Raw genomic sequence first — 25,487 nt, 5'->3', positions numbered from 1 at the left:
GCTCGGCTAAGACATATGTTGTCTTATAACGTGCAACGAATTATGATCACATCCATGAACACGCCCTCCACGGGATTACCCGAATCCATCGCGTCCGCAGCCCAGCACGCCTCTTCACTGCGCGGCAGAGCGGGCCGCAGCGCAGGGCGCAGCCTGGCAAAGGTGCTGTTCGATGAATTTGAAAGCAAGATTCGCCAAGGCCTGCTGCGCGAAGGCGACAAGCTGCCCACGGAATCGGAGCTGGTGCAGGGCTACGATGTGAGTCGCACGGTTGTGCGCGAGGCGCTGTCCAAGCTGCAGGCCGCCGGCATGGTGGAGACCCGACACGGCATCGGCACCTTCGTACTGCCACCCCGCAGCGGCGGCATGTTCTTCCTGGACCCCTCCGAGTTGGCCGAGTCCGTGGACGTGCTGGCCGTGCTGGAGCTGCGCATCAGCCTGGAGACCGAGTCGGCTGGGCTGGCCGCGCAACGCCGTACCGAGGGGCAATTGCAGGCCATGCGTGCCGCACTGGATGACTTTGCGCAGAGCACGCAACTGGGCGAAGACACGGTAGCCCACGACTTTCGCTTTCACCTGCAGATTGCCCAGGCCACCGGTAACCGCTATTTTGCGGACATCATGAACCACCTGGGCACCACGCTGATTCCGCGCACCCGCGTGGGCACCGCGCGCAGCTCCCCGCCGAATGACGGCTACCTGCAGCGCGTGAACCGAGAGCACGAAGAGATCTACATGGCGATTGCGCGCAAGGATGCGGAATCCGCCCGCGCGGCCATGCGCGTGCACCTGACCAACAGCCGCGAACGGCTGCGCCAGGCTCAGGAAGCGGCCGCCGCAGCGTCCGCCCTGCCCGCCTGAGCCCCACAAGCCATCCACTGAAAAATTTGCGCTGAAACGTTTGTTGTTCGTTCAATGATGTTGTACGATGACGTATAACTTAACCTGCATAACCTCAGGAGACATCGCATGACTTTGACCCGCCGCCTTGCCCTCGCCTGCGCCGCGCTGGCCTGCAGCACCACCATGGTTCACGCCGCAGACAACTGGCCCAGCCGTCCGCTCAAGATCGTCGTGCCCTACCCGCCGGGCGGCAGTTCGGACATCATTGCCCGCTCGATCAGCCAGCAGTTGTCCGAGTCGCTCAAGCAGCCGGTGATCGTCGAGAACAAGCCCGGTGCGAACGGCAATCTGGGCGCCGATATCGTGGCCAAGTCGTCGCCTGACGGCTACACGCTGCTGTTGTGCGATCTGGGCGCGCTGGCCATCAGCCCGTCGATCTATACCAAGCTGCCCTTCGATCCGTCCAAGGATCTGCGCGGCGCTGCCATGCTGGCGTATTCGCCCCACTTGTTGGTGGTGCACCCCTCCGTCAAGGCCAACAACCTGAAGGAACTGGTGGAGCTGTCCAAAACCAGCGACCTGAACTTCGCCGTCACGGCCACCGGCAGCGCACCGCACCTGGCGGGTGTGGAGTTGGCCCGCGCCACGGGCGCCAAGTGGGTCTACGTGCCCTACAAGGGCGGCGTGCAGTCGGTGCAGGACACGGTGGCCGGCCAGACGCAGGTGCTGATGAACGGCATGCTGGCCACCTATCCCCATGTGCAAAGCGGCAAGCTCAAGTTGCTGGGTGTGTCCAAGCGCGAGCGCATGCCGCTCATCGGCAGCTCTCCCACCATCGCCGAGCAGGGCGTGGCGGGCTTCGAAACCGGCTCGTGGCAAGGCGTGATGCTGCCCGCAGGAACACCGCCGGCCATCACCAAGCGCATTGGCGAGGCCCTGGTGGCCGCCATCCGTACGCCCGATGTGCGCTCACGCCTCACGGGCCAGGGCGCCGAAGTGGTGACCATGTCCCCGTCGGAAGTGGACAGCTTCTTTGCCAGCGAGCGCGCCCGTTGGGCCAAGGTCGTGCAGCAAGAGAAGCTGCAGCTGGACTGACCGCGCCCAGATTTCCCCTCTTTAACTTAACCCCACGTCGCCAACCTGCCGCGCAGCGGCTTTGAAAGAAAGACTGAGATGACTCCCCAAGACCTGAAGAACGTGATGAGTTCCGGCCTGCTGTCGTTCCCCATCACCGACTTCCATGACAACGGCGACTTCAATGCCAAGGGCTATGCCGAGCGCCTGGAGTGGCTCGCTCCGTTCGGCGCCAGCGCATTGTTTGCTGCGGGCGGCACGGGCGAGTACTTCTCGCTCACGGCCAGCGAATATCCGCAGATCATCCAGACGGCGGTAAACACCTGCCGCGGCAAGGTGCCCATCATTGCCGGTGCGGGCGGCCCCACGCGCTTTGCCATCGAATGCGCGCAGGCCGCCGAGAAGGCCGGCGCGCACGGCATCCTGCTCATGCCCCACTACATGACAGAAGCCAGCCAAGAAGGCCTGGCAGCCCACGTGGAAGCCGTGTGCAAGAGCGTGAACTTCGGCGTGATCATCTACAACCGCGGCATCACCCGCTACACGCCGGAAACCGTTGCCCGCCTGTGCGAGCGCAACCCGAACCTGGTCGGCTTCAAGGATGGCGTGGGCGACATCGAGGGCATGGCCTCCATGTTCCTGGCCATGGGCGACCGCCTGGCCTACCTGGGCGGCCTGCCCACGGCCGAGGTCTATGCCGCCGCCTACAAGGCGCTGGGCACGCCGGTGTATTCGTCCGCCGTGTTCAACTTCATCCCGAAAACAGCCATGCGTTTCTACGAAGCGGTGAAGAACGACGACCAGGCCACGCAGCACCAGTTGCTCAAGGACTTCTTCATGCCTTACCTGAAGATCCGCAACCGCAGCGCCGGCTACGCGGTGAGCATCATCAAAGCCGGCGCCAAGATCGTCGGCCACCCCGCCGGCCCCGTGCGTGCGCCGCTGGCCGACCTGCAGGCTGAAGAGATCGAGATGCTGGCCGAACTGATCCGCAAGGTCGAGCCTGTCTGATGCCTTTTGGCCCCGCCCAGCGTTGGCGGGGCCGCTCATCCCGGCACATAAAGATCCAAGGAGCACCCCATGAAAAAAGTCCTCGTGGCCCTCGCGGCCAGCGTGGCCCTGTCTGCCGTGGCCGCCTGGCCGGAAAAGAGTGTGAACATCGTCGTACCGTTCCCGCCCGGCGGCTCCACCGACACCATTGCCCGCGCCATGGCCCAGCACATGGGCGAGAAACTGGGCCAGGCATTCGTGGTGGACAACCGCCCGGGCGCCACCGGCACCATTGGCGCCACGGCAGTCAAGCGCGCCGCGCCCGACGGCTACACGCTGCTCGTGGCCTCGCTCGGCCCCTACGTGATCGCGCCGCATCTGGTGAAGAACGTGCCCTATGACGCAGTCAAGGACTTCGACTACCTGTCCCTGCCCGTGCAAGCGCCCAATGTGCTCGTCGCCTCGCCCGCGCAGAAGGCACGTACGCTGGCCGAGGTGGTGGCTGCGCTCAATGCGCAACCTGGCAAGATCAGCTTTGCCAGCTCTGGCAATGGCTCGTCGGACCACCTCTCGGCCGAGCTGTTCTGGCAGCAAAGCGGCACCACGGGCGTGCACGTGCCCTACAAGGGTGGCGCACCGGCCATCAACGATCTGCTGGGCGGACAGGTGGATTTCTCGTTCCAGAACGTGAACGCGGTGCTGCCGCACATCCGTGCCGGTAAGTTGACGGCCATCGCCGTCACGGGCGACAAGCGCTCCCCCGTTCTGCCCGACGTGCCCACGCTGGCCGAGGCCGGTGTGAAAGGGGCCGAGATCTATTCCTGGCAAGGAATGGCCGCGCCCAAGGGCTTGCCCGCGGATGTGAAGAAGAAGCTGGCCGACGCCGCCATCCAGGCCATCAATGAGCCGACGCTGAAGAAGCGCCTAACGGACCAGGGCATGGAGATCGTTGCCAACACCCCCGAGGAGTTCACGGCCTTCCAGGCGCGCGAATATGCGCGCTGGAAGACGCTCATCGAAGCCCGCAAAATCAGCATCGACTGATTGCCGCGCCCTCTCGACGTCCGCGCCGCAGTTGCCGGTGCGGGCGCCCCTTGCATCTGACGCCCTCATGACACATCGCCCTCCCCGCATCCTCCAGTACGGCCGCATGCCATTGCCCGCACTGGACCACGAACTGGCCGCCCAGTTCGACGTGACCGTGCTCAGCGAGCAGCCAGACCGGGCCGGCTTCCTGGCCGCACACGGCGCAGATTTCGAATGCGTGGTGACTTCCGCCGCCATGGGGCTGCCGGGCGACGTGGTGCGCGCCCTGCCCCGCCTGCGGTTCGTCAGCAGCTTTGGCGTGGGCTTTGACGCACTGGACCAGGCTGCGCTGCTGGAGTGCGGCGCACGCGTGGGCTATACGCCCGGTGTGCTGGACGACTGCGTGGCCGACATGGCCTTCGCCCTGCTGCTGGACGCGGCGCGCAGCTTGTCCGCGGCCGACCGCTTCGTGCGCCGCGGTGACTGGAGCCGCCAGCGCTTTGGCGTGCACACGCGCGCCAGCGGCAAGCGCCTGGGCATCTTCGGCATGGGGCGCATCGGCGCTGCCGTGGCGCGCCGGGCCGCGGGCTTTGACATGGAGGTGGGCTACCACAACCGCCGGCCGGTGGAGGACTCGCCCCATCAGTACCTGCCATCGCTGATGGAACTGGCGCGCTGGGCGGACTTCCTCGTCATCACCGCTGCGGGCGGAGACAGCACGCGCCACCTGGTGAATGCCGAGGTGCTGGACGCGCTGGGCCCGCAGGGGTTCCTGGTCAACGTAGCGCGCGGCAGCGTGGTGGACGAGGCCGCGCTGGTCGCTGCCCTGCAGCAGCAGCGGATTGCCGGCGCCGGTCTGGACGTGTTCGAGGATGAGCCCCACCCGCTGCCAGCACTGCTCGCATTGGACAACGTCGTCCTGGCCCCCCACATCGCCAGCGGCACCCAGGAGACCCGCCGTGCCATGGCCGACCTGGTGCTGCAAAACCTGCACAGCTGCCTTGCCACGGGCGTGCCGGTGCAGGAAGTGCCCTGGTCGGCGGCTGCGGCCCGGCAGGCGCACTCCGCCTGACATCCGGGCCGTTTCCATTTCCGTTTTTCTGTTCCCTGAACCATGTCACAGACTCCCACCATCACCGAGATCGAAGTCATCCCCGTCGCCGGGCGCGACGGCATGTTGATGAACCTCAGCGGCGCGCACGCGCCCTTCTTCACACGCAACGTGGTGCTGATTCATGACAGCGCGGGTCGCACCGGCGTGGGGGAAGTCCCCGGTGGCGAAGGCATCCGCCGGGCGCTGGAGGACAGTCGCGGCGTGCTCATCGGCCGCCCCATTGGTGAGCGCCTGCAGTTGCTGCAGCAGGTGCAAAAGACCCTGGAAGGGCGTGACCCTGGTGGGCGCGGCCTGCAAACCTTCGACCTGCGCGTTGGCGTGCATGCCGTGACGGCCATCGAATCCGCACTGCTGGACCTGCAGGGCCAGCACCTGGGCGTGCCCGTGGCGGCGCTCCTGGGTGAAGGCCAGCAGCGCGAGCGCGTGGAGATGCTGGGCTATCTGTTCTTCGTGGGGCCGTCGCACAAGACCGGTAAGCCCTACGTGCAGGCGGGAGAGGACCGTTCAGGCACCGACGATTGGCACCAGGTACGCCACATGGAGGCCATGACGCCGGACGCCATCGTGCGCCAGGCCGAAGCCGCGCACGCGCGCTACGGCTTCAACGACTTCAAGCTCAAGGGCGGCGTGCTGGCCGGCGAGCAGGAGATCGAAGCCGTCACTGCACTGGCTCAACGTTTTCCGCAGGCGCGCGTCACGCTGGACCCCAACGGCGGCTGGCTGCTCAAGGACGCCATCCGCCTGATGCGTGACATGCGCGGCGTGCTGGCCTATGCCGAAGACCCTTGCGGCGCCGAAGGGGGTTTCTCGGGCCGCGAGGTCATGGCCGAATTCCGCCGTGCCACCGGCCTGCCCACGGCCACCAACATGGTCGCCACCGACTGGCGCCAGATGGTGCACGCCCTGTCGCTGCAGTCCGTGGACATCCCGCTGGCCGACCCGCACTTCTGGACCATGGCCGGCTCGGTGCGCGTGGGCCAGACCTGCCGCGACTGGGGCCTGACCTGGGGCTCGCACTCCAACAACCACTTCGACATCTCGCTGGCCATGTTCACCCACGTGGCGGCCGCCGTCCCGGGCAAGGTCACGGCCATCGACACGCACTGGATCTGGCAGGACGGGCAATTCCTCACCCAGAACCCACTGCAGATCCGCGGCGGCTTCGTCGACGTGCCCAAGACCCCAGGCCTGGGCGTGACGGTGGACCGCGCCGCACTGCAGCGCGCGCATGCGCTGTACCAGGAGCATGGCCTGGGCGCACGCGACGACGCCATCGGGATGCAAAGCCTGATTCCGGGCTGGCAGTTCGACCCCAAGCGGCCCTGCATGGTGCGCTGAATGCCGTCATGCACCCCTGCCTAGAATGGCCGGACGCACCGCGCGCTGGGTCGCGCGGTATTCCGCCACGACAGGAAAGGAGCGCCATGATGGAAGCACAGCAACTGCACCGCGGCCGCCTCATCGACCATATCCAGCTGGTGGTGCGCGACCTGCCCGCCAGCCTGCGGTTCTATGAGGCGGTGCTGGGCGCGCTGCAAATCCCCCTGGGGGGCCAGACCGACAGCTACTTCTGGGCCGACGAGCTGTTCGTCTCCACGGCCAGCAGTCCCGCCGCCAATGGCCACCTCACTGGGCGGCACCACCTCGCCTTCCAGGCGAAAGACCGCGAGATGGTGGATGCCTTCCACCGCGCAGCGCTGGCGCATGGCGGGCGCAACAACGGCGCCCCGGGCGAGCGGTCCTACCACCCGGGCTACTACGCCGCCTTTGCGCTGGACCCGGACGGCAACAACATCGAGGCGGTATTCCATGGCGCACACCAGCGCAGCGCGTCCTCCGTCCTGATCACGTTCTGAGCACGCGGGCGGGCGACAATCGCGCTCTACGCGCGCCCTTGATTGCCTGCATGACCACATCGCTTCCCTGGCTGGAACCCGACGATCCTTTTCCACCCACCGACGGTGCCTGGGGCGCGGACTCTCCCGCGCCCGGCCTGCTGGCCGCGGGCGGCACGCTGGGAGTGCCCCGCCTGGTGCAGGCCTATGCGCAGGGTGTCTTTCCGTGGTTCAGCACTGGCCAGCCCATCCTGTGGTGGAGCCCGGACCCGCGCATGGTGCTGCATGTGCAGGAATTCCGTCTGCACCGCTCGCTGCGCCGCGTGCTGCAGCGCTTTCGCGCCACGCCCGGTTGCGAGGTGCGCATCGACAGCGACTTTTCCGCCGTGATCCACGCCTGCGCCAACAAGCCGCGGGCCGGGCAGTCCGGCACCTGGATCGTGCCCTCCATGGTTGCCGCGTATGAGGCGCTGCATGCTGCTGGCCATGCCCATAGCGTGGAAACCTGGGTGAACGGGCAACTGGTGGGGGGGCTTTATTGCGTGGCGCTAGGACGGGCCGTGTTTGGCGAATCGATGTTCGCGCACGCGACCGATGCTTCCAAGATCGCCCTGGCGGCGCTGGTATGCCTGTGCCGGCGCGAGGGGGTCCCGTTGATCGACTGCCAACAGAACACGGGTCATCTGGCCTCGCTGGGCGCCCGGGAGATGGAACGTTCGCAGTTCCTGAATCACGTGGCGCGAGCGCGGCAAGACCCTGCCTGCACCTGGAAATTCGAGCCCGTATACTGGACCGAGCTTTTGCCCAACCCCTCAGCGGCGTGACCCAACTCAACGATCTTCCGCTGCAAAGCCTGCAGTTCTACGCCACGGCACCCTACCCGTGCAGCTACCTGCCCGAGCGGCAGGCGCGCTCGCAGGTGGCGACGCCCAGTCACCTGATTCAGAACGATGTGTATTCGGGCCTCGTGGCGCGGGGCTTTCGGCGCAGCGGCATGTTCACCTACCGCCCCTACTGCGACGGCTGCCAGGCCTGCACCCCGCTGCGCGTGGTGGTTGATCCATTCAAGCCCGACCGCAGCCAGCGCCGTGCCTGGAAGCGCCACGCCGGCCTGCAGGCGCGGGTGCTGCGCCTGTGCTACCTGCCCGAGCATTACCAGCTATACCTGCGCTACCAGAACGCACGCCACGCCGGGGGCGGCATGGACCAGGACAGCATCGACCAGTACACCCAGTTCCTGCTGCAAAGCCGGGTCAATTCGCGGCTGGTGGAGTTCCGTGAGACCGGGGCCGACGGCCAGCCGGGGACACTGAAGATGGTGTCCATCCTGGACGTGCTGGAGGACGGCCTCTCCGCCGTGTACACCTTTTACGAGCCCGAGCCGGGCGCAAGCTACGGCACGTACAACGTGCTGTGGCAGGTGCAGCAGGCGCGCACGCTGGGCCTGCCGTATGTCTACCTGGGTTACTGGATCGAGCAGAGCCCGAAGATGAACTACAAGGCGCGCTTCATGCCGCATGAGCTGCGCATCGACGGCCGCTGGCAGCGTTCCAAAAGTTGATGGACCTTGCAGGTCATATCGACCTCCAGGGCCCATCCATCAAGCGCAAGCAGCTTCTTTTTTAATAGCAATCAGCGCCCGGACCGTGCGCCGTCCACGCTCCATGCCCCGGCACCGAAGGCGGCGAATGCCAGCAGGCCGCCCGTCACGGCAACGTTCTTGAAGAACAACAGCTGCTGCATCATCTGCTGGCCCGCCGGCAGAGCCCAGTAGGCGTGGAAGAAGAAACTGGCCGCCAGCGTGAACACGGCCAGCGCCAGCGCAGCGATGCGTGTTCCGAATCCGAAGAGCAGTGCCAGGCCGCCCAGTAGTTCAATCAACAGACCGACGGCAACGGCCACGGTGGGCATGGGCATGCCCACGGACGTGGCGTAGCCCACGGTGCCGGCAAAGCCGCTGATCTTGCCGAACCCCGCAGGGATGAACAACAGGGCGATGAGGATGCGGCCCACCAGGGCCAGAGGGTTTTGCAGGGTAGCAAACATGGCGGAACTCCTAGGGTTGAAGTGGATGGGCAGACTTCACGCGGCGAGATCAAAAACCAGAACTTCGGCATCGCTTCCCCCGGACAGGGTCACGCTGCTTTCGTTATCCAGCAGGGCCGCGTCGCCCCCGCTCAGATGCTGTCCGTTGACCTGCAGCGTACCGCGGATCAGGTGAACGTAGGCTTTGCGCCCTGCGGCAATGGGCAGTTGCGCCGCCTCAGCACCGTCGAACAGGCCCGCGTACAGCGTGGCGTCGGCATGGATCGTGACCGAGCCTTGCGCGCCGTCGGGCGAGGCCACGCGACGCAACTGGCCGCGCTTGTCGGCATCGGAAAAGCGCTTTTGCTCATAGCTCGGCGCGATGCCGCGCACATTGGGCTCAATCCAGATCTGCAGAAAGTGCGTCTGCTGGCCCTCGGCGTGGTTGAACTCGCTGTGCATCACGCCCGTGCCGGCGCTCATGCGCTGCACGTCGCCGGGCGGAATGCCTTTGACGTTGCCCATGCTGTCCTGGTGCGCCAGTTCGCCAGACAGCACGTAGCTGATGATCTCCATGTCGCGGTGGCCATGGGTGCCGAAGCCCGTGCCCGGCGCGATGCGGTCCTCGTTGATGACGCGCAGGTTGCCCCAGCCCATGTGGCGCGGGTCGTAGTAGCCCGCGAACGAGAAGCTGTGGTACGAATTGAGCCAGCCGTGGTCTGCGTGGCCGCGATCTTGCGATTTGCGAAGGGTCAGCATGGGGTCGCTCCTGGAAATGCGTTGCGTTGGAGAGAACTGTAGGTGGCGCAGCGCCCTTGCAGGGACAGCGGGCTTGAAGGCATCATTCAAACTCATTGAATGAAGAGGCCGTCGATCATGCAAAACACCCGCGATGCCCTGACCCCCGAAAACTTGGCCATGCTGCAGAGCATTGCGGAGACGGGCAGCTTTGCCGCAGCGGCACGCCAGCTCGGCGTGGTGCCCAGCGCACTGACCTACCGTGTGCGCCAGATCGAGGATGCGCTGGACGTGCTGCTGTTCGACCGCAGCGCCCGCCACGCACGGCCCACCGATGCGGGCATGGAGCTGCTGCGCGAAGGCAAGCGCTTGCTGGAGGACGTGGACGCCATCGCCAACCGCGTGCGCCGCGTGGCCACGGGCTGGGAGCCGCAGCTCACGCTGTCGGTGGACGGCGTCATCTCGCCCACCACCATGCTGGAGCTGGTGGAGGCGTTCTACGCCCTCGGTCCACCCACGCGCGTGAAGTGGCGCGACGGCATCCTCGGCGGCACGGCCGAAGCGCTGACGTCGGGCCAAGCAGACCTGGCCATCGGCGTGGCCGTGGGTGCCTCCAACGTCGCCGGGCTGCAATCCGCCCCGCTGGGCGAGGTGCGCTTCATCTTCGTCGTGGCGCCCCACCACCCACTGGCCAAGGTGCCCGAGCCCATCAGCGACACCACGCTGCGCGAACACCGCGCGATCGCCGTGGCCGACTCGGCACGGCGCAGCAACGTGACCATGGGCATCCTCGCGGGGCAGGACGTCCTCACCGTGGACAACATGCGTGCCAAGATCCACGCACAGTTGCGCGGCCTGGGCGGGGGCTTTCTGCCCGAGCCCATGGTGCGTCCGTACCTCGAAGCCGGCCATCTGGTCGAGCGGCAGGTGGCGCGCCCCGCGCGCAACGTGCGCCTGAGCTACCAATGGGGTGGCCCCGGGCACGCTGCGCCGGGCCGCGCGCTGCAGTGGTGGCTGTCGCAACTGCAAAGTGACGCCACACGCCGTGCGCTGCTGGAAAACCACCACCAGTTCTGAATGCGTGGGCCGCGCGGCGCGTGTAGAGTCAACACTAGCGCTGCGCTAATTACCAGCACTGCACCAGCCCATTTCCGACGTCATCGAAGGCCTGCCATGACCCGCTTTTCCTCCCGCTCCAGCGATCGACTGAAACAAGGCCAGCAGGTCGCGCCCCTGGGCGCCGCGCGGCGCTTTGCCGTGGTGGGTGCCGGCATGGCCGGCGTGGCCTGCGCCCGCACCCTGGCCCAGGCGGGCCACATGGTCACCGTCTTCGAGAAGGCGCCGCAGCCCGGCGGGCGCACGGCGGCGCTGGCGTCGCCCTTTGGCAGTTTTGATTCGGGCGCGCAGTACTTCACGGTACGCGACGCACGCTTTCAGCGGGCGCTCGACACCGTTTCCGGCCTGTGCCGCGCCTGGAGTGCCACCACCATCCGCGTGCTAGACGCCGCCGGGCGCGTCGCCACCGCCGCGCCACCGCCCGGTGAAGCGCACTGGGTGGCGGCCCCCGCCATGGATGCGCTGGTCCAGGCCTGGGCCGCACCACTGGCGCGCGAAGGCCACCTGCACACGCGCACGGCCGTCACGCACATCGAGCGCGACGCGATGCGACCCACGGCCTGGCAGCTGCGCACCGAGACGCTGGATGGGGGATCGCAGGTGTATGCGGGTTTCGATGGCGTGGTACTGGCCCAGCCCGCACCGCTGTCGCGGGCGCTGCTGCAGCAGTCCGGCATTTCCACGCCGTGGGACGATGCCCTGGCCGGCGTGGACATCGCGCCCTGCTGGACCTTGATGCTGGCCTTTGCGCAAGCCGTGCGCCCCGGGCTGACCACGCTCGGCCCGCAGTGGAACGCTGCACGCAGTACGCACCACCGCATTGCCTGGCTGGCCCGTGAGTCCAGCAAGCCCGGCCGGACACAGATCGAGCGCTGGACGGTGCAGGCCAGTCCCGCCTGGTCGCTGGAGCACCTGAACGACGAGGCCCCCCGCGTGCAAGCCAAGCTCATCAAGGCGTTTGCCGAAGTCACCGGCATACGCGCCACGCCCACGCATGCCGAGATGCGGCGCTGGCGCCACGCGCAGACGCAAAAGCCCTTGGGCCAGAGCTTCCTGTGGGACGCATCCCTGGGCCTGGGCGTTTGCGGGGATTGGTGCCTGGGGCACCGGCTGGAAGACGCTTTCGTCTCGGGCCTGGAGCTCGCGCTCACCGCTGCATGACGGCGGCCGCGGGCTACGTCGGCCGCTTTGCCCCCTCCCCGACCGGCCCGCTGCACGCGGGCTCGCTCGTCGCCGCCTTGGCCAGCTGGCTGGACGCGCGCGCGGCCCTTGGAGGACGCGGCGGGCGCTGGCTGGTGCGCATCGAAGACGTGGACCCGCCGCGCTGCGTGCCCGGCGCCGACGAGCGCATTCTGGCGCAGTTGGCCCGCTGCGGCCTGCTGCCCGATGAGCAGCCGCTGTACCAATCCACCCGCGGCCACCGCTACCAGCAGGCGCTGGACGGGCTGCTCCACGCCGGCCTGGCCTACCCATGCGCATGCACGCGCCGCGACATCGAAGCCGCCTTGCAGGCGCAAGGCCTAGTGCATGAACGCCATGTGGAACGCCCCTACCCTGGCACCTGCCGCCACGGCCTGGGTGGACGCACGCCGCGCGCCTGGCGCTTCCATACCCAGAGGTATCAATCAAAAATCCCTCCAGCGCCCATCCAGCAAGCGCAAACAGCTATTTATTCAATAGCAAGTTCCGGCGTCTCCTGGACCGATCGGCGCCTGGGCCCGCAGTTTCAGGATGTGGCGCGGCAAGTGGGCGACTTCGTGCTGCGGCGTGCAGATGGCCTGTGGGCCTACCAGCTTGCGGTAGTGGTCGACGACGCCGACCAGGGCGTCACCCATGTGGTACGCGGCGAAGACCTGGCCGACAACACGCCGCGCCAGATCCTGCTGCAGTCCGCACTGGGCGTGCCCACGCCGCAGTACCTGCATACGCCCCTGGTACGTGCGGCGGATGGCGAGAAGCTCTCCAAACAACATGGCGCTCCCCCCATCGACGACAGCCAGCCGCTGCAGGCTTTGACAAACGCAGCCCAGGTACTGGGATTGCCGTCACCTACAGGCATAGCAGGCATCGCCGATGCGCTCGCATTCTGGGTCAAGGCATGGCCTGGAACCTACAATTCGCCGCTGTGACTCAAACGCTTTCTTCGCAAGACCCGCAGGCCCCCGCGGCCCCCCCCATGCCCGGTGCCGCAGGCAGCGCCCCGGCAGACGTCGCCCATCCCAAGGGCATCAAAAGCTATGTGCGCCGCGCCGGCCGCACCACCACCGGCCAGGCCAAGGCGCTGGAAGAGCTGGGCCCGCGCTACGTGCTGGACTATGCGCCCGCCCTGCTGGACGCCACTGCGGCCTTCGGCCGCAGCGCGCCGCTGGTGCTGGAGATTGGCTTCGGCATGGGCGAGGCCACGGCACACATCGCGCGCGTGCGCCCGCAAGACAACTTTCTGTGCTGCGAGGTGCATGAACCCGGTGTGGGCGCGCTGCTCAAGCGCATCGGCGAGCAGGACATCCACAACATCCGCATCCTGCAGCACGACGCCGTCGAGGTGCTGGAGCACATGCTGGCGCCCGGATCGCTCGACGGCGTGCATATCTTCTTTCCCGACCCCTGGCACAAGAAGCGCCACAACAAGCGCCGCCTGATCCAGCCGCCGCTGGTGGCGCAGCTGGCGGCACGCCTGAAGCCGGGGGGCTACATCCACTGTGCGACCGACTGGCAAGCGTATGCGGAGCAGATGCTGGAGGTGTTGTCGGCTGAACCCTTGCTGTCCAACACCGCCGAGGGCTATGCTCCGCAGCCGGACTACCGCCCCCTGACCAAGTTCGAGAACCGCGGCATGCGGCTCGGCCATGGCGTGTGGGACCTGGTGTTCACGCGCCGCTGAGCGTCTATTCCCGTTTCCCGATGAAGCCCATCCTCCAGAACCTGGCCGAAATGACCGCCCACCGGGACCACCTGCGCCTGGAGGTCTCGGTGCTGTCCACGCTGCTCAAGCTGGGCCATATCGTGCAGGTGCGGGCGCTGGAGCTGTTCACGCAGGACGAAGTCCTGATGCTGCGCCCGCGCAGCTGGAGCCACGAAGGGCAGTTAGTCTCCAGTGAGTACGACGCTGCTTCAGATCCCCAGCGCATCCCGCTGGCGCAAGAGCCTGAACTGGCCCACTGCATCGCCACCCAGGGCGAGAGTGCCGCGCGTGCCTCCGAGCAGCGCCACACGCTCTGGCTGCCCATGTGGCTGAGCGGGCGCCCCACGGCGTGCCTGGAAATCACCCAGTCCCGCCGCTTCACGCGGCACCAGCGCGACGTGATCATGGGCGTGTTCCTGGTCTACCAAAACTACCAGAGCCTGCTGGATTACAGCGAGCGGGACGCGCTCACCGGGCTGCTGAACCGCAAGACCTTCGAGGAGCAGTTCTCACGACAGACCGGCACACCCGCCAGCCCAGGCGAGGGCGAAGACACCGTGCGCCAATGGCTGGCGGTGATCGACATCGACCATTTCAAGTCGGTCAATGACCGCTTTGGACACCTCTATGGGGATGAGGTGCTGATCCTGGTGGCCAACCGCCTGCGCACCCAGTTCCAGAGCCAGGACAGCATCTTCCGCTTCGGCGGAGAGGAGTTCGTGGTGCTGCTGCGTTCCCTCACGCTGGCGCAGGCGCGCCAGGCGCTGGAGCGGTTGCGCGCGGCCGTGCAGACGCATGTGTTCCCGCAGATCGGACACATCACCGTGAGCATCGGCTTCGCGGCCACGCAACAGGGCTCGCCGGTGGAGATCCTGGGGCGCGCGGACCAGGCGCTCTACTATGCCAAGGAACATGGACGCAACCAGGTCTGCTTCTATGAAGATCTGGTCAACAGTGGCGCCTTGCAGATCAAGGTGGCGCACGACGAAGTGGAGCTGTTCTAGCCCATTTGCCGGCAGACGGCGCTGTGCCTGCCGTCTTTTGCCTAGCCCCCTGGGTCCGGTGTAACCGCGGCGCAGGCCGCCGCCGCCCGCGCGGGTACAACCATGTCCGCACGTGCACCGGGCCCCCGTCTGGGGGGCCCAGGCCGTCGTCAGATGCGCTCGCCCACCCAGCCCTGCACGGCTGCCAGCGCCTGCGGCAGCGCCGCCGCGTTGGTGCCGCCGGCCATAGCCATGTCGGGTTTTCCGCCCCCTTTGCCACCCACCTGGGCCGCCACGAAGTTGACCAGATCCCCGGCCTTGACACGGCCGATGCTGTCGGCCGTCACGCCAGCCGCCAGCTGCACCTTGTCGCCATCGACGGCCGCCAGCACGATGGCCGCCGTCTTGAGCTTGTCCTTGAGCTTGTCCATGGTCTCGCGCAGGGTCTTGGCGTCCGCGCCTTCCAGCCGGGCCGCCAGCACCTTGATGCCCTTGACGTCCACGGCCTGGCCGGCCAGCTCATCGCCCTGGCTGGAAGCCAGCTTGCCCTTGAGTGCAGCCAGTTCCTTCTCGAGCGTCTTGATCTGATCGAGCGCACCGCCAATGCGGGCGGTCAGCTCCGCGGGGGGCGCCTTCAGGGCGGCTGCAGCCTGGTCCACCGTGGACTCCAGCGACTGCAGGTAGGCCAGCGCGTTCTCGCCGGTCACCGCCTCGATGCGGCGCACGCCTGCGGCCACGCCGCCCTCAGCCACCACCTTGAACAGGCCGATGTCGCCCGTGCGGCGCACGTGCGTGCCGCCGCACAGCTCGCGGCTGGTGCCGATGTCCAGCACACGCACAGTCTCGCCGTACTTCTCGCCGAACAACATCATGGCGCCCGTTTTCTGCGCGCTTTCGATATCCATCAGGCGCGCGTTAGTGTCGGTATTGGCCAGCACCTCGGCATTCACCAGGCGTTCGATCTCGCGAATCTGCGCGGCCGTCAGCGGCGCGTTGTGCGCGAAGTCAAAGCGCGTGCGCTCGGCGTTCACCAGGCTGCCCTTTTGCTGCACATGGTCGCCCAGCACCTCGCGCAACGCCTTGTGCATGAGGTGGGTGACCGAGTGGTTGCGCATGGTGGCCGCGCGCAGTTGCAGGTCCACCTGCGCCTGCACCGTGTCGCCCACATTCAGCGTGCCGGCTTCCAGCGTGCCGTGGTGGCCGTAGACGTCGGCCTTGATTTTCTGCGTGTCGGCCACGCTGAAGCACGCCGAGCCAGCGCCGATGGTGCCTTGGTCGCCCACCTGGCCGCCGCTTTCGGCATAGAACGGCGTGCGGTCCAGCACCACCACGCCGCTCTGACCCGCGTGCAGGGCCGCAGTGCTGGTGCCGTCCACGTACAGCGCGACGATCTTGGCACTTTCGGCCAGTTGCTCGTAGCCCGTGAACTGGTTGGCCGCGCCGGTGTATTCCAGCGCGCGGTCCATCTTGAACTTGCCTGCGGCGCGGGCAGTGCTCTTCTGGTGCTCCATGGCGGTGGCAAAGCCCGCTTCGTCCACATTGACGCCCCGTTCGCGGCACACGTCGTTCGTCAGGTCCAGCGGGAAGCCATAGGTGTCGTGCAGCTTGAACGCCACGTCGCCCGGCAGCGTCTTGGCACCGCCAGCCAAAGCGCTGTCCAGAATCTCCATGCCGTGCGCCAGGGTCTCGAAGAAGCGTTCCTCTTCCACCCGCAGCACATCCGTGATGCGCGCCTGTTGCTCGCGGATCTTGGGGTACGCATCGCCCATCTGCTGCACCAGGTCTTGCACCAGCTTGTGGAAGAACGGCGTCTTGCGACCCAGCTTGTAGCCGTGGCGAATGGCGCGGCGCACGATGCGGCGCTGCACGTAGCCGCGGCCCTCGTTGCTGGGGATGACACCGTCGGCGACCAGGAAGGCGGTGGCGCGGATGTGGTCGGCGATGACCTTGAGCGACGGGTTGGTCAGGTCGCTTGTGCCTGTTTCGCGCGCCGCGGCCTTGATCAGCGCGTCGAACAGGTCGATCTCGTAGTTGCTGTGCACGTGCTGCAGGATGGCGGCCAGGCGCTCCAGGCCCATGCCGGTGTCCACGCAGGGTGCGGGCAGCGGCTTGACGTTGCCTTGCTCGTCCATGTCGAACTGCATGAACACGTTGTTCCAGATTTCGATGAAGCGGTCGCCGTCCTCATCCGGGCTGCCCGGGGGGCCGCCGGCAATGTGCTCGCCGTGGTCGTAGAAGATTTCCGAGCACGGGCCACAGGGGCCGGTGTCGGCCATCATCCAGAAGTTGTCGCTCTTGTAGCGGCCGCCCTTGTTGTCGCCGATGCGGATCACACGCTCGGGCGGCAGGCCGATTTCTTTGGTCCAGATGTCGTAGGCCTCGTCGTCCTCGGCGTAGACCGTGGCCAGCAAGCGCTCGGGAGGCAGCTTGTAGACCTCGGTCAGCAGCTCCCAGGCCCACTTGAGCGACTCGCGCTTGAAGTAGTCGCCAAAGCTCCAGTTGCCCAGCATCTCGAAAAACGTGTGGTGGCGCGCGGTGTAGCCCACGTTCTCCAGATCGTTGTGCTTGCCGCCGGCGCGCAGGCAGGTCTGCACCGATGTGGCGCGCACATAGGGGCGCTTGTCCGTACCCAGGAACACATCCTTGAACTGCACCATGCCCGAGTTGGTGAACATCAGCGTGGGGTCGTTGCCCGGCACCAGCGGACTGGACGCCACCACGGTATGCCCCTTGGCGGCGAAGAAGTCCAGGAAGGTCTTGCGAATGTCTGCAACGGAGAAAGTGGGTGTGCTCATGGTGTGTATGGGGTTCGTGGGCGGGTATGGCAGCGCAAGGCATCCCGTCGTGACCAACCTGCCATTATAGATTTCACCCTTGCGTGCACACGGCGCTATCCTGCCCCTTTGCCCTGCCCGCCGCGGCCTTCCAGGAGCCACCCCATGGACATGAAGACATCACCCCTTTCCCTGCTCAAGGATCCGAGCCTGCTCAAGACCGACGCCCTACTGGGAGGCCAGTGGTTCGCAGGCGGCGCACGCTTTGCCGTGCACGACCCGGCCACCGGCCTGAAGTTGGCCGATGTGGCCAACCTGGGGGCCAAGGAAGCCGAGCTGGCTATCGCCGCCGCCAACGAAGCGTGGCCCGCATGGAAGGCCAAGACCGCCAAGGAGCGCAGCACCATCCTGCGCCAGTGGTTTGACCTGCTCATGCAGCACCAGGACGACCTGGGCCGGCTCATGACGGCGGAGCAAGGCAAGCCCTTGCCCGAGGCCAAGGGCGAGGTGGCCTATGGCGCCAGCTTCGTCGAGTGGTTTGCCGAGGAGGCCAAGCGCGTGAACGGCGAGACCCTGCCGCAGTTCGACAACAACCGCCGCCTGTTGGTGCTCAAGCAGCCCATCGGCGTGTGCGCGGCCATCACGCCGTGGAACTTCCCCTTGGCGATGATCACGCGCAAGGTGGCGCCGGCGCTCGCGGCGGGCTGTCCGGTGGTCATCAAGCCGGCCGAGCTCACCCCCCTCACCGCCCTCGCCGCGGCCGAGCTGGCGTTGCGCGCGGGCATTCCCGCAGGCGTGCTGAGCGTGCTGACGGCCGATGCGGAGAACTCCATCGCCATCGGCAAGGTGCTGTGCGCAAGCGACGTCGTGCGCCACCTGTCGTTCACCGGCTCGACGGAGGTCGGGCGCATCCTCATGGCCCAGTGCGCGCCCACGGTGAAGAAGCTGAGCCTGGAGCTGGGCGGCAATGCGCCGTTCATCGTGTTCGACGATGCCGACCTCGATTCCGCCGTGGAAGGCGCCTTTGCCAGCAAATACCGCAATGCCGGGCAGACCTGCGTGTGCACCAACCGCTTCTACGTGCAGGCGGGGGTGTACGACGCCTTCGTCGCCAAGTTTGCCGCCCGCGTAAAAACCGCGAAGGTCGGCAATGGCTTCGAGGACGGCGTGAACCAGGGCCCGTTGATCGAATCCGCCGCGGTGGACAAGGTGCAGCGCCACCTGGACGACGCCGTCGCCAAGGGCGCCAGCGTCGTGACGGGCGGAAAGCACCTGGCGGAACTGGGCGCGGGCCAGTTCTTTGAACCCACGGTGCTGGCCAACGCCACCGCTGGAATGCTGTGCGCGCGCGAGGAAACCTTCGGCCCGCTGGCGCCGGTCTTCAGGTTCGAGACCGAGCAGGAAGCCATCGCTGCCGCCAACGCCACCGAGTTCGGCCTGGCCAGCTACTTCTACAGCCGCGACGTGGGCCGCATCTTCCGAGTGGGCGAGGCGCTGGAATATGGCATGGTGGGTGTGAACGTCGGCATTCTGGCGACCGAGCATGTGCCCTTCGGCGGCGTTAAGCAGTCGGGCCTGGGGCGCGAGGGATCCCACTACGGCATGGACGACTATGTGGAGATCAAATACCTCTGCGTGGGCGATATCCAGAAGTAGAGAGCACTTTGCTTCTTTTTTCGTAGCTGCCAGCGCTTGCTCCTATTGCCCGATGGCCAGAAATGCCCACGAACCTATGTACCGGCAGGACAGGCTGGTCGTCGGCCGGCGCAGATCGCACGGTTGCGCGGAAAGCACGCGGCAGTGCGCTAGAATCCACCGACTTTGCGGGCGTCGTTCAATGGTAGGACCTGAGCTTCCCAAGCTCAAGACGTGGGTTCGATTCCCATCGCCCGCTCCAGCATTCCGGCAAGGCATGCTGCAACGCGGCCTTCCGGCTGCTCTCCCCTCCCCCACTTTCCCACACGCTAATCCGTCAGCGGGCGCAGTTTCAGCCGGCTGTCAAACAGCCGCGCCTCTCCGCTGAGGGGATCGGTAAAGGCAAGCGTGCGCGCCAACAGTTGCAGCGGGTTGGAATAGTCCCCTTCCGGCGGGTCGTTCACCTCCGGGTAGAACGCATCGCCGCGCAGCGGCAGGCCCAGCGCGGCCATGTGCACGCGCAACTGGTGGCGCTTTCCGGTGATGGGCTCCAGCCGGTAGCGCGCCCAGGGTGACGCAACCTCCAACACGTCGATGTGCGTGCGCGCGTTGGGCGTGCCGGGCACCTCGTGCATGCGGAAAAAATGGCCGCTTTCCTCCAGCCGGCTTTCATGGATGCACGGCAGCGGCAGGTCGGCACGCCACGGTGCAACGGCCTCATAGACCTTGTGCACCCGTCTGTCGCGAAAGAGGGCCTGGTAGGTGCCGCGCGTTGCCCGCTGCACGGAAAACAGCACCAGGCCTGCCGTGTCGCGGTCGATGCGGTGCACAGGGGACAACTCGCTCAGGCCCAGCCGGCGCTTCAAGCGCACCAGCAGGGTCTGCTGCAGATAGCGGCCCGCGGGCACCACGGGCAGGAAGTGGGGCTTGTCTGCCACGAGGATATGCGCATCCTGGTAGAGCACGGTTTCGTGGAACGGCAACTCGGGCTCGGGCGGCAGTTCGCGATAGTAGTAGTAGCGTACGCCCGGCGTGAACGCGCTGCGCTCCGTGGCGGCCGCGCCGAACTCGTCCACCACTTCGCTCGCGCGCAGGCGGCGCAGCCAGTCCTCGCGCGACACGGCGGGCAGGCGCTGTGCGAGGAAGTCCACCAGAAGCCCCTGCCCCGCCGAGGGCAGAACCACGCAACTGGGGTTGACGCCGTCGCGCATGGGCAGGACCCGGGGATCGTGGCTGTTGTGCATGGGGCCGCGATTGTAGGGGCCCAGGTTCCCACTCTATGCACCAATACTATTGTTTTGATAGCTATCAGCGCTTGATGGTAAAGCGCTAGATGCTATTTTGTCTTGGGTTACAAACCGACGATCACGAAGCGCGATCCACGCCGTCCAACGCCTCGTCGATGGCTTGCTTGATCCGTGCGAGCGTGTGCAGGTCGCCCTCCGATCCTTCCACGGGCGCCCAGCGTATGGCGTCCATATGGGCTATCGCGTGTTGCGAGATGGCTGCCACGCTGACCTGGACCGGCGTGCCGGCAGCGGCGGGTGTGGCCTCAGGAATAGGAATGCGGATCAGGAAGCCGCGATAACCCTCTTCCAGGACCTGGGGCAGCGCAGGCGTTGCATCCATCGCGGTGGGCTCCGGTGTCATGCGACCGCGGGCTTGCTCTCGCCCGATGCGATGGCCGCCAAGCCGCGCACCGCGGCATCGCGCGAGGTCCAGTGGTCATGCGGTAGGGGCAGCGTGCGTCCATCCACCTGGGCATGGGCGTAAAAGTAGCGGCGGCCATCCGGCGCCAGGCACAGCATGCCGGAATAGGTCACGCTGTCGGCCACGCCGAAGATCGTTTCCTGGGTGAGTGCGTCGGTCGTTTGCATGAGGGGCGCCTTGGTGTAAGTGAATGCAATGGCACCATTCTTGAAGCAACAGCTGTGGTTCAACGTAGGCCAAAGGCGCATGCACGCCCCCGGCGGCGTCCTATGGGTGGGCTGTAGGACAAGCCCGGTAATCGCCGTACGCACGGCCCAGCGCGAGGATGTTCGCACTAGCATGGCTTCAAACACCACTCCGCGCCCTGCGGCAAGGCACACCCGTTTGGCCAGCTTGCGGCGCCTTCGCCATGCCCCCTGAAAACACGCCCCCCGCCGCCTCCCTCCCCCACCGTTCCACGCGCCAGCGCGTGCTGCGCTGGACGCTGGGCACGATAGGCGCAGTGGTGGCGGCCCTGGTGCTGTTCATCGTGGTGCTGGTGAACTGGGACTGGAACCGCGCCAAGCCCTGGGTGAACGACAAGGTGAGCGAGGCCACGGGGCGCACTTTCTCCATTGATGGCGATCTGTCGGCTGAGTGGCACTGGCCCCAACCGCTGGAAGAAGGCTGGCGCCGTTGGGTACCCGGTGTGACCGTGCGTGCCCAGCAGCTCTCCCTGAGCAATCCGGAGGGCTTTGAGGTGCCGGAAGCACCGGGCAAAGGCACGGACCAACTGCCCGCCCTTCCCCCGCGCCCCGAGCCAGCCGCACCCGCAGGTGATGCCGACGCGCGCACGGCGGCAGCAGCGCCTGCGTCTGCGGGTTCGGCGGCGTCCGACGCCGCGCGCGCCGTCGCGCTGGAGGTGGGGGATACCCAAGCGAATGCTCCGGCACGCCCACCCACAGGCATGGGCACCATCGCCAGCGCCAGCGCCACATTGCGCCTGCTGCCGCTGCTGTCCCGCACGCTGCTGCTGGACACGGTCGTACTGACGGCGCCCGACATCGTGCTGGCACGCCGGCAGGACGGGCGCAACAACTGGACCTTCACGCGCTCCCATGCCCGAGAGAGCACTGCCGAGGACAACCCTTGGGATCTGCGCTTGAACCAGCTCGTCGTGCGCGGCGGCTGGTTGGGCTATGCCGATGGCCTGAAGGATTTGGCGCTGCGTGCCCGCATCGACACCCTGCCCACTGGTGCACCGGAGGCCGAAGGCAAGTACGGCATGAAGATCGCGCTGCAGGGCACCTACCGCAAGGCGCGCATCACCGGAGAAGGACTGGCAGGACCGGTGCTGTCGCTGCGCCAGCAGGCCGCGCGCTATCCGCTGCGCTTTTCCGCGCGCTCGGGCAGCGTGCAGACGCGGGTGGAAGGCGTGCTCAACAATCCCGCCAAGCTTTCGGGCATGGATCTGCAGGTGTTCGTGAAGGCGCCCAGCATGGCGGACCTGTATGAACTGACCGGCCTGGTGCTGCCCAACACGCCGCCGTTCCAGGTCGAGGGGCGCCTGCTCGGCAACCTGGCACCGGCCAAAGCGGTGTGGGAATACCGCGACTTCAACGGCACCGTGGGCAGCAGCGACCTGCACGGCAGCCTGACCTACACAGGCGGCGAGCCCCGTCCCAAGCTGCAGGGCCATATGACGTCCAAGCAACTGCGCCTGGCGGATCTGGGCCCGGTCCTGGGCGCGCCCAGCGGCGTGCGCGCGCAGGAGAAAGGCACCTCACGCCGCCCCGGCAAGGTGTTGCCCGATGCCCGCTTCGCCACCGACCGCTGGGGCGCCATGGACCTGGACCTGGCATTTGCCGGGCAGAAGGTGGTGCGCCCCGACAGCCTGCCACTGGACAACCTGAGCGTGCGCGCGGTGCTGGAAGACCGCCAGCTGCGCCTGACACCGCTGCGCTTTGGCGTGGCCCACGGCCGCATCGACTCCAACGTGCTGCTGGACAGCCGCACCGATCCGCTGCAGGTGCAGTTGCAGGGCTCGGTCCAGGGCCTGCAGCTGTCGGCCCTCTTTCCCAAGGTGGAGCGCATGCAAAAGAGCCTGGGGCGGCTGGACGGCGCTCTGGCGCTGACCGGCCAGGGGCAGTCGGTGGCGCGCATGCTGAGCACCAGCGGGGGCGAAATGCGGCTGTACATCCGCGACGGCACGCTGAGCAAGGAATTGCTGGATCTGGCGGCGCTCAACCTGGGCAGCGTCATCGTTTCCAAACTGTTCGGCGACGACAAGGAGGTCAAGCTGCGCTGCGCCGTGGCCAACCTGGACGTACAAGGTGGCGTGGCCAGCACGCGCACCGTCAAGCTCAACACCGAGGAGGCCATCGTCGAAGCCAAGGGCACGGTGGACCTCGGCGACGAACTGCTCAACCTGCGCATCACGCCCGATTCGCTGAAGTGGAAATTCTTCTCACTGCGCACGCCGTTGTATGTGCGCGGCACCTTCGCAGATCCGCAGGTGGGGGTAGAACCCGGGCCGCTGCTGCTGCGCGCGGGGGCGGCGGTGGCTGCCGCCCTCACGGCGCCCGCGGCGCTGGCGCTGCTGCCGATTACCGTGCCCGCCGCCGAGGACGACGCGCACTGCGCTGCACTTTTGGCAAAGGCCGGCGCGGCACCGGCATCTGCGCCGGCCAAGCCCGCCTCGCGCGCTCAACGTTAAAGCAGCCCACAAGGCTCGCCAACACAGCGCCAACAGCTATTGTTTTAATAGTTTTCTGGGTGTGCGGCCTGGGGCACGCACTGGTCGTGCTCACTGCACGGCCGGAACCGTGAGTTGCACACACAGACCGCGGCCTTCTTGCGGCAACAGCTCCAGCCAGCCCGCCAACGCCGCCGCACGCGAGCGCATGCTGTCAATGCCGCGTCCCAGACTGTGGCACGTGGGCTCGCCGCTCGGCAGCCCTGCGCCGTTGTCTGCCACCTGCAACTGCCATGCCCTGCCCTGCATCGTTTGAACGGAGTGCAGGCGGATCACGAGCGCCGTGGCGTCCGCATGCTGCAGCACATTGCTCACGGCTTCCTGGACGATGGCGGCTATCTCCCGCGCCACCTTTCCTCCTGGCAGGGCCAGTTCATCGTGTGGCGCAATCTCCCAGTGCAGCGCGATGCCGCGCCGGTCCAGCGCAGGCTGGATGCGGTGGCGCAGCCGCGCGAGCCGGTCCGCCAGGGAATCGTCCTCGCCGTCCATCGAATCCACCAACAGGCGCAGGTCGAGCAGGCACAACTCCAGCGACTGCATCAGCGTCCCGTGTTCGGGATCCCGCTCGTCCACCAGGGCGATGGCGTTGACAAGTTGGGACCCCACCTGGTCGTGGAGGTTGCGTGCAATGCGTTCGCGCTCGCGCTTCACGTCAGGGCTGGGCCGGATGCTGCGCCGTGGGCGCCACTGCAGTGCGCGCGGCAACTGCACGATCAGCAAGATGCCCAGCACTACCAGAGCCCCCAGGCCCAGGAGCTTCCAGCGCAACTGCGCCTGCAGACTCAGTTGCTCCGCAGAGGCCAGCAGCAGGGTATCAACGGACATGGCAAGCAACCAGACAGCAACGCAGGCGATTGCAAAGGCCGGCGGACGGGTGCGAAACATGGAAATCTCCCTGATCCCTGCAGCAGGTGCGACGGACGTTTGTGCGCCCAGGCGGCTCTTCTTTCAGAACAGCCCGCGCAGTGACGCGAAGCGCACGGCCTGCGCCCGCGTGCGCACCTGCAGCTTGCGGTAGATGTTCTTGATGTGCGTGTTCACGGTCAGGCTGCTGATGAACAGCCGGTTGCCGATCTCGGCGCTGGTGTAACCGCTGGCCACCATGCGCAGCACTTCTTTCTCGCGCTGGGACAGGCGCTCGGTTTCCTGCTCCACGCGCCGCTGGGCGTGCGGGGCGGCGGCGCCGCTCGGGTCAAACCGCTGCAGCAGGCGGCGCGCAAGGTTGGGGGTGATGGAAGCACCGCCGTTGGCTACCTGCAGTACCGCCTGCGGATAGCTGCCGAACCATGAGTTCTTGACGAGATAGCCCGTGGCACCCAGCTCGAAGGCGTGCAGCACCTGCTCATCGTTCTGCATGATGGAGATGACGATGGCCTCGGCCGTGGGGCGCACCGACTTCATGTAGTCGATCAGCATGAAGCCCTCGCCATCGCCGAGGTTCAGGTCCACGAGCATCACATCGAACTCATGCTGCTTGATGGCCTTGCGGCCCTCGCGCACGCTGGTGGCCTGCGCCACCAGCAGCGTACGCTGGTCGCTCATCAACTCTTGCGCGATGACGCGCCGCATGTGCGCATCGTCATCCACCAGCAAAACGCGCACAGGCTTTTCTAGCTGCCCCGCCAGAAAGTCCGGCCAGATGGAGGGCGGATTCTGGTGCATGGCGAATTGGCCTGGGGTGACAGACGCCCCCCGCGGAGCGGCCATTGCACCAGGAGGATCGTTGACGGGCAGCATAAAGAAGTCTCCAGACGGGGGCGCCTGTTGGCGGCCCCTCAGCGTTTGCACACCGTAACCACGGAAAGATCATCCCAACGCTTTGGGTGCTTTCCTCACAGGAAAACAAATTACACCGAAACATCCGGAGATATTCGTAATTTCTTCGTGAGTTACCTGACTCACATTTTGAAACTAACGCAGATAAGGGATAAACCTCGCTCAAACACATTAATGGGAAATTTTCCCTGCGAAAGAATATGCAGGCGTGC

General features: G+C 66.6%; 24 protein-coding genes and 1 tRNA gene. 17 read left to right on the top strand and 8 right to left on the bottom strand.

All coding sequences use genetic code 11. The features are described from left to right. Positions 1-54 precede the first annotated feature (54 nt). The 9 genes from DTPSY_RS09020 (at position 55) to DTPSY_RS08980 (ending at position 8,443) form a co-directional block, all read left to right on the top strand. Positions 55-861 (top strand): FadR/GntR family transcriptional regulator, encoded by an 807-nt coding sequence (locus DTPSY_RS09020; RefSeq protein WP_041839012.1) that lies wholly within the window; start codon positions 55-57, stop codon positions 859-861. Positions 862-969: 108 nt separating this feature from the next. Beyond that, complete coding sequence (locus tag DTPSY_RS09015; RefSeq protein ID WP_015913322.1) at positions 970-1,938, top strand: Bug family tripartite tricarboxylate transporter substrate binding protein; 969 nt, start codon at positions 970-972, stop codon at positions 1,936-1,938. Between the two features lie 78 nt (positions 1,939-2,016). Beyond that, positions 2,017-2,928, top strand: a complete 912-nt coding sequence (gene kdgD, locus DTPSY_RS09010; protein WP_011805237.1) for a 5-dehydro-4-deoxyglucarate dehydratase — start codon at positions 2,017-2,019, stop codon at positions 2,926-2,928. A gap of 69 nt (positions 2,929-2,997) precedes the next feature. Further along, positions 2,998-3,951, top strand: a complete 954-nt coding sequence (locus tag DTPSY_RS09005; RefSeq protein WP_015913321.1) for a Bug family tripartite tricarboxylate transporter substrate binding protein — start codon at positions 2,998-3,000, stop codon at positions 3,949-3,951. A gap of 67 nt (positions 3,952-4,018) precedes the next feature. After that, positions 4,019-5,005, top strand: coding sequence for a 2-hydroxyacid dehydrogenase (locus DTPSY_RS09000; RefSeq protein ID WP_015913320.1), 987 nt, complete (start codon positions 4,019-4,021; stop codon positions 5,003-5,005). A gap of 42 nt (positions 5,006-5,047) precedes the next feature. Next, a complete protein-coding gene (locus DTPSY_RS08995; protein ID WP_015913319.1) occupies positions 5,048-6,385 on the top strand; it encodes an enolase C-terminal domain-like protein in 1,338 nt (445 codons plus the stop codon). Positions 6,386-6,474: 89 nt separating this feature from the next. Beyond that, on the top strand, positions 6,475-6,903 hold the full coding sequence (locus tag DTPSY_RS08990; protein WP_015913318.1) for a VOC family protein: 429 nt from the start codon (positions 6,475-6,477) through the stop codon (positions 6,901-6,903). A 50-nt stretch (positions 6,904-6,953) separates the two neighbouring features. Continuing rightward, positions 6,954-7,706, top strand: a complete 753-nt coding sequence (gene aat / locus DTPSY_RS08985) for a leucyl/phenylalanyl-tRNA--protein transferase (protein ID WP_015913317.1) — start codon at positions 6,954-6,956, stop codon at positions 7,704-7,706. Next, positions 7,703-8,443 carry an arginyltransferase gene (locus tag DTPSY_RS08980; RefSeq protein WP_011805231.1) on the top strand — a complete coding sequence of 247 codons (741 nt, stop codon included), beginning with the start codon at positions 7,703-7,705 and terminating at the stop codon, positions 8,441-8,443. Before aat ends, DTPSY_RS08980 begins: the two co-directional genes overlap by 4 nt. A 71-nt stretch (positions 8,444-8,514) precedes the next feature. On the opposite strand, the gene DTPSY_RS08975 is transcribed toward DTPSY_RS08980, so the two are convergent. Both DTPSY_RS08975 and DTPSY_RS08970 read right to left on the bottom strand, forming a co-directional pair. Further along, complete coding sequence (locus DTPSY_RS08975; RefSeq protein ID WP_015913316.1) at positions 8,515-8,928, bottom strand: DoxX family protein; 414 nt, start codon at positions 8,926-8,928, stop codon at positions 8,515-8,517. 36 nt (positions 8,929-8,964) lie between these two features. Then, complete coding sequence (locus DTPSY_RS08970) at positions 8,965-9,666, bottom strand: pirin family protein (protein ID WP_015913315.1); 702 nt, start codon at positions 9,664-9,666, stop codon at positions 8,965-8,967. A 117-nt stretch (positions 9,667-9,783) separates the two neighbouring features. Between DTPSY_RS08970 and DTPSY_RS08965 the strand changes: the two genes are divergently transcribed. The 5 genes from DTPSY_RS08965 (at position 9,784) to DTPSY_RS08945 (ending at position 14,667) form a co-directional block, all read left to right on the top strand. Next, the gene (locus tag DTPSY_RS08965) at positions 9,784-10,722 is read left to right on the top strand and encodes a LysR family transcriptional regulator (RefSeq protein ID WP_015913314.1); all 939 of its coding nucleotides are present in this window, start codon (positions 9,784-9,786) and stop codon (positions 10,720-10,722) included. A gap of 96 nt (positions 10,723-10,818) precedes the next feature. Further along, entirely contained in the window at positions 10,819-11,922 is a 1,104-nt protein-coding gene (locus DTPSY_RS08960; protein ID WP_015913313.1) for an NAD(P)/FAD-dependent oxidoreductase, read from the top strand. Further along, the gene (gene gluQRS, locus DTPSY_RS08955) at positions 11,919-12,890 is read left to right on the top strand and encodes a tRNA glutamyl-Q(34) synthetase GluQRS (protein WP_015913312.1); all 972 of its coding nucleotides are present in this window, start codon (positions 11,919-11,921) and stop codon (positions 12,888-12,890) included. The genes DTPSY_RS08960 and gluQRS overlap by 4 nt, the downstream gene beginning before the upstream one ends. Continuing rightward, positions 12,860-13,642, top strand: a complete 783-nt coding sequence (gene trmB / locus DTPSY_RS08950) for a tRNA (guanosine(46)-N7)-methyltransferase TrmB (RefSeq protein ID WP_015913311.1) — start codon at positions 12,860-12,862, stop codon at positions 13,640-13,642. The genes gluQRS and trmB overlap by 31 nt, the downstream gene beginning before the upstream one ends. A 20-nt stretch (positions 13,643-13,662) precedes the next feature. Continuing rightward, complete coding sequence (locus DTPSY_RS08945) at positions 13,663-14,667, top strand: GGDEF domain-containing protein (protein ID WP_015913310.1); 1,005 nt, start codon at positions 13,663-13,665, stop codon at positions 14,665-14,667. Between the two features lie 149 nt (positions 14,668-14,816). Here DTPSY_RS08945 and alaS read toward each other — a convergent pair whose 3' ends face one another. Beyond that, the gene (alaS, locus tag DTPSY_RS08940) at positions 14,817-17,441 is read right to left on the bottom strand and encodes an alanine--tRNA ligase (protein ID WP_015913309.1); all 2,625 of its coding nucleotides are present in this window, start codon (positions 17,439-17,441) and stop codon (positions 14,817-14,819) included. 144 nt (positions 17,442-17,585) lie between these two features. Between alaS and DTPSY_RS08935 the strand changes: the two genes are divergently transcribed. Together DTPSY_RS08935 and DTPSY_RS08930 are read left to right on the top strand one after the other, a co-directional pair. Next, positions 17,586-19,076: an NAD-dependent succinate-semialdehyde dehydrogenase gene (locus DTPSY_RS08935; protein ID WP_015913308.1), complete on the top strand. Its 1,491-nt coding sequence runs from the start codon at positions 17,586-17,588 to the stop codon at positions 19,074-19,076. A 167-nt stretch (positions 19,077-19,243) separates the two neighbouring features. After that, positions 19,244-19,317, top strand: a tRNA-Gly gene (locus tag DTPSY_RS08930). Between the two features lie 67 nt (positions 19,318-19,384). On the opposite strand, the gene DTPSY_RS08925 is transcribed toward DTPSY_RS08930, so the two are convergent. The 3 genes from DTPSY_RS08925 to DTPSY_RS08915 form a co-directional block, all read right to left on the bottom strand. Continuing rightward, positions 19,385-20,299: a pseudouridine synthase gene (locus tag DTPSY_RS08925; RefSeq protein ID WP_015913307.1), complete on the bottom strand. Its 915-nt coding sequence runs from the start codon at positions 20,297-20,299 to the stop codon at positions 19,385-19,387. A 121-nt stretch (positions 20,300-20,420) separates the two neighbouring features. Continuing rightward, the gene (locus DTPSY_RS08920; RefSeq protein ID WP_015913306.1) at positions 20,421-20,684 is read right to left on the bottom strand and encodes a hypothetical protein; all 264 of its coding nucleotides are present in this window, start codon (positions 20,682-20,684) and stop codon (positions 20,421-20,423) included. 17 nt (positions 20,685-20,701) lie between these two features. Continuing rightward, complete coding sequence (locus tag DTPSY_RS08915; RefSeq protein WP_041839010.1) at positions 20,702-20,932, bottom strand: hypothetical protein; 231 nt, start codon at positions 20,930-20,932, stop codon at positions 20,702-20,704. A 242-nt stretch (positions 20,933-21,174) separates the two neighbouring features. On the opposite strand from DTPSY_RS08915, the gene DTPSY_RS08910 reads away from it, so the two are divergent. Continuing rightward, positions 21,175-23,460, top strand: coding sequence for an AsmA family protein (locus tag DTPSY_RS08910; RefSeq protein ID WP_015913304.1), 2,286 nt, complete (start codon positions 21,175-21,177; stop codon positions 23,458-23,460). A gap of 90 nt (positions 23,461-23,550) precedes the next feature. On the opposite strand, the gene DTPSY_RS08905 is transcribed toward DTPSY_RS08910, so the two are convergent. Both DTPSY_RS08905 and DTPSY_RS08900 read right to left on the bottom strand, forming a co-directional pair. After that, the gene (locus DTPSY_RS08905; RefSeq protein ID WP_238526589.1) at positions 23,551-24,324 is read right to left on the bottom strand and encodes a sensor histidine kinase; all 774 of its coding nucleotides are present in this window, start codon (positions 24,322-24,324) and stop codon (positions 23,551-23,553) included. Between the two features lie 123 nt (positions 24,325-24,447). Then, positions 24,448-25,161 carry a response regulator transcription factor gene (locus DTPSY_RS08900; RefSeq protein WP_162844542.1) on the bottom strand — a complete coding sequence of 238 codons (714 nt, stop codon included), beginning with the start codon at positions 25,159-25,161 and terminating at the stop codon, positions 24,448-24,450. Between the last annotated feature and the right edge of the window lie 326 nt (positions 25,162-25,487).

It is taken from the genome of [Acidovorax] ebreus TPSY, from assembly GCF_000022305.1.
GTDB lineage: Bacteria > Pseudomonadota > Gammaproteobacteria > Burkholderiales > Burkholderiaceae_C > Diaphorobacter > Diaphorobacter nitroreducens.
Note: the sequence above shows the minus strand (reverse complement) of the source record. Positions and strands in the feature narration are given on the sequence as shown.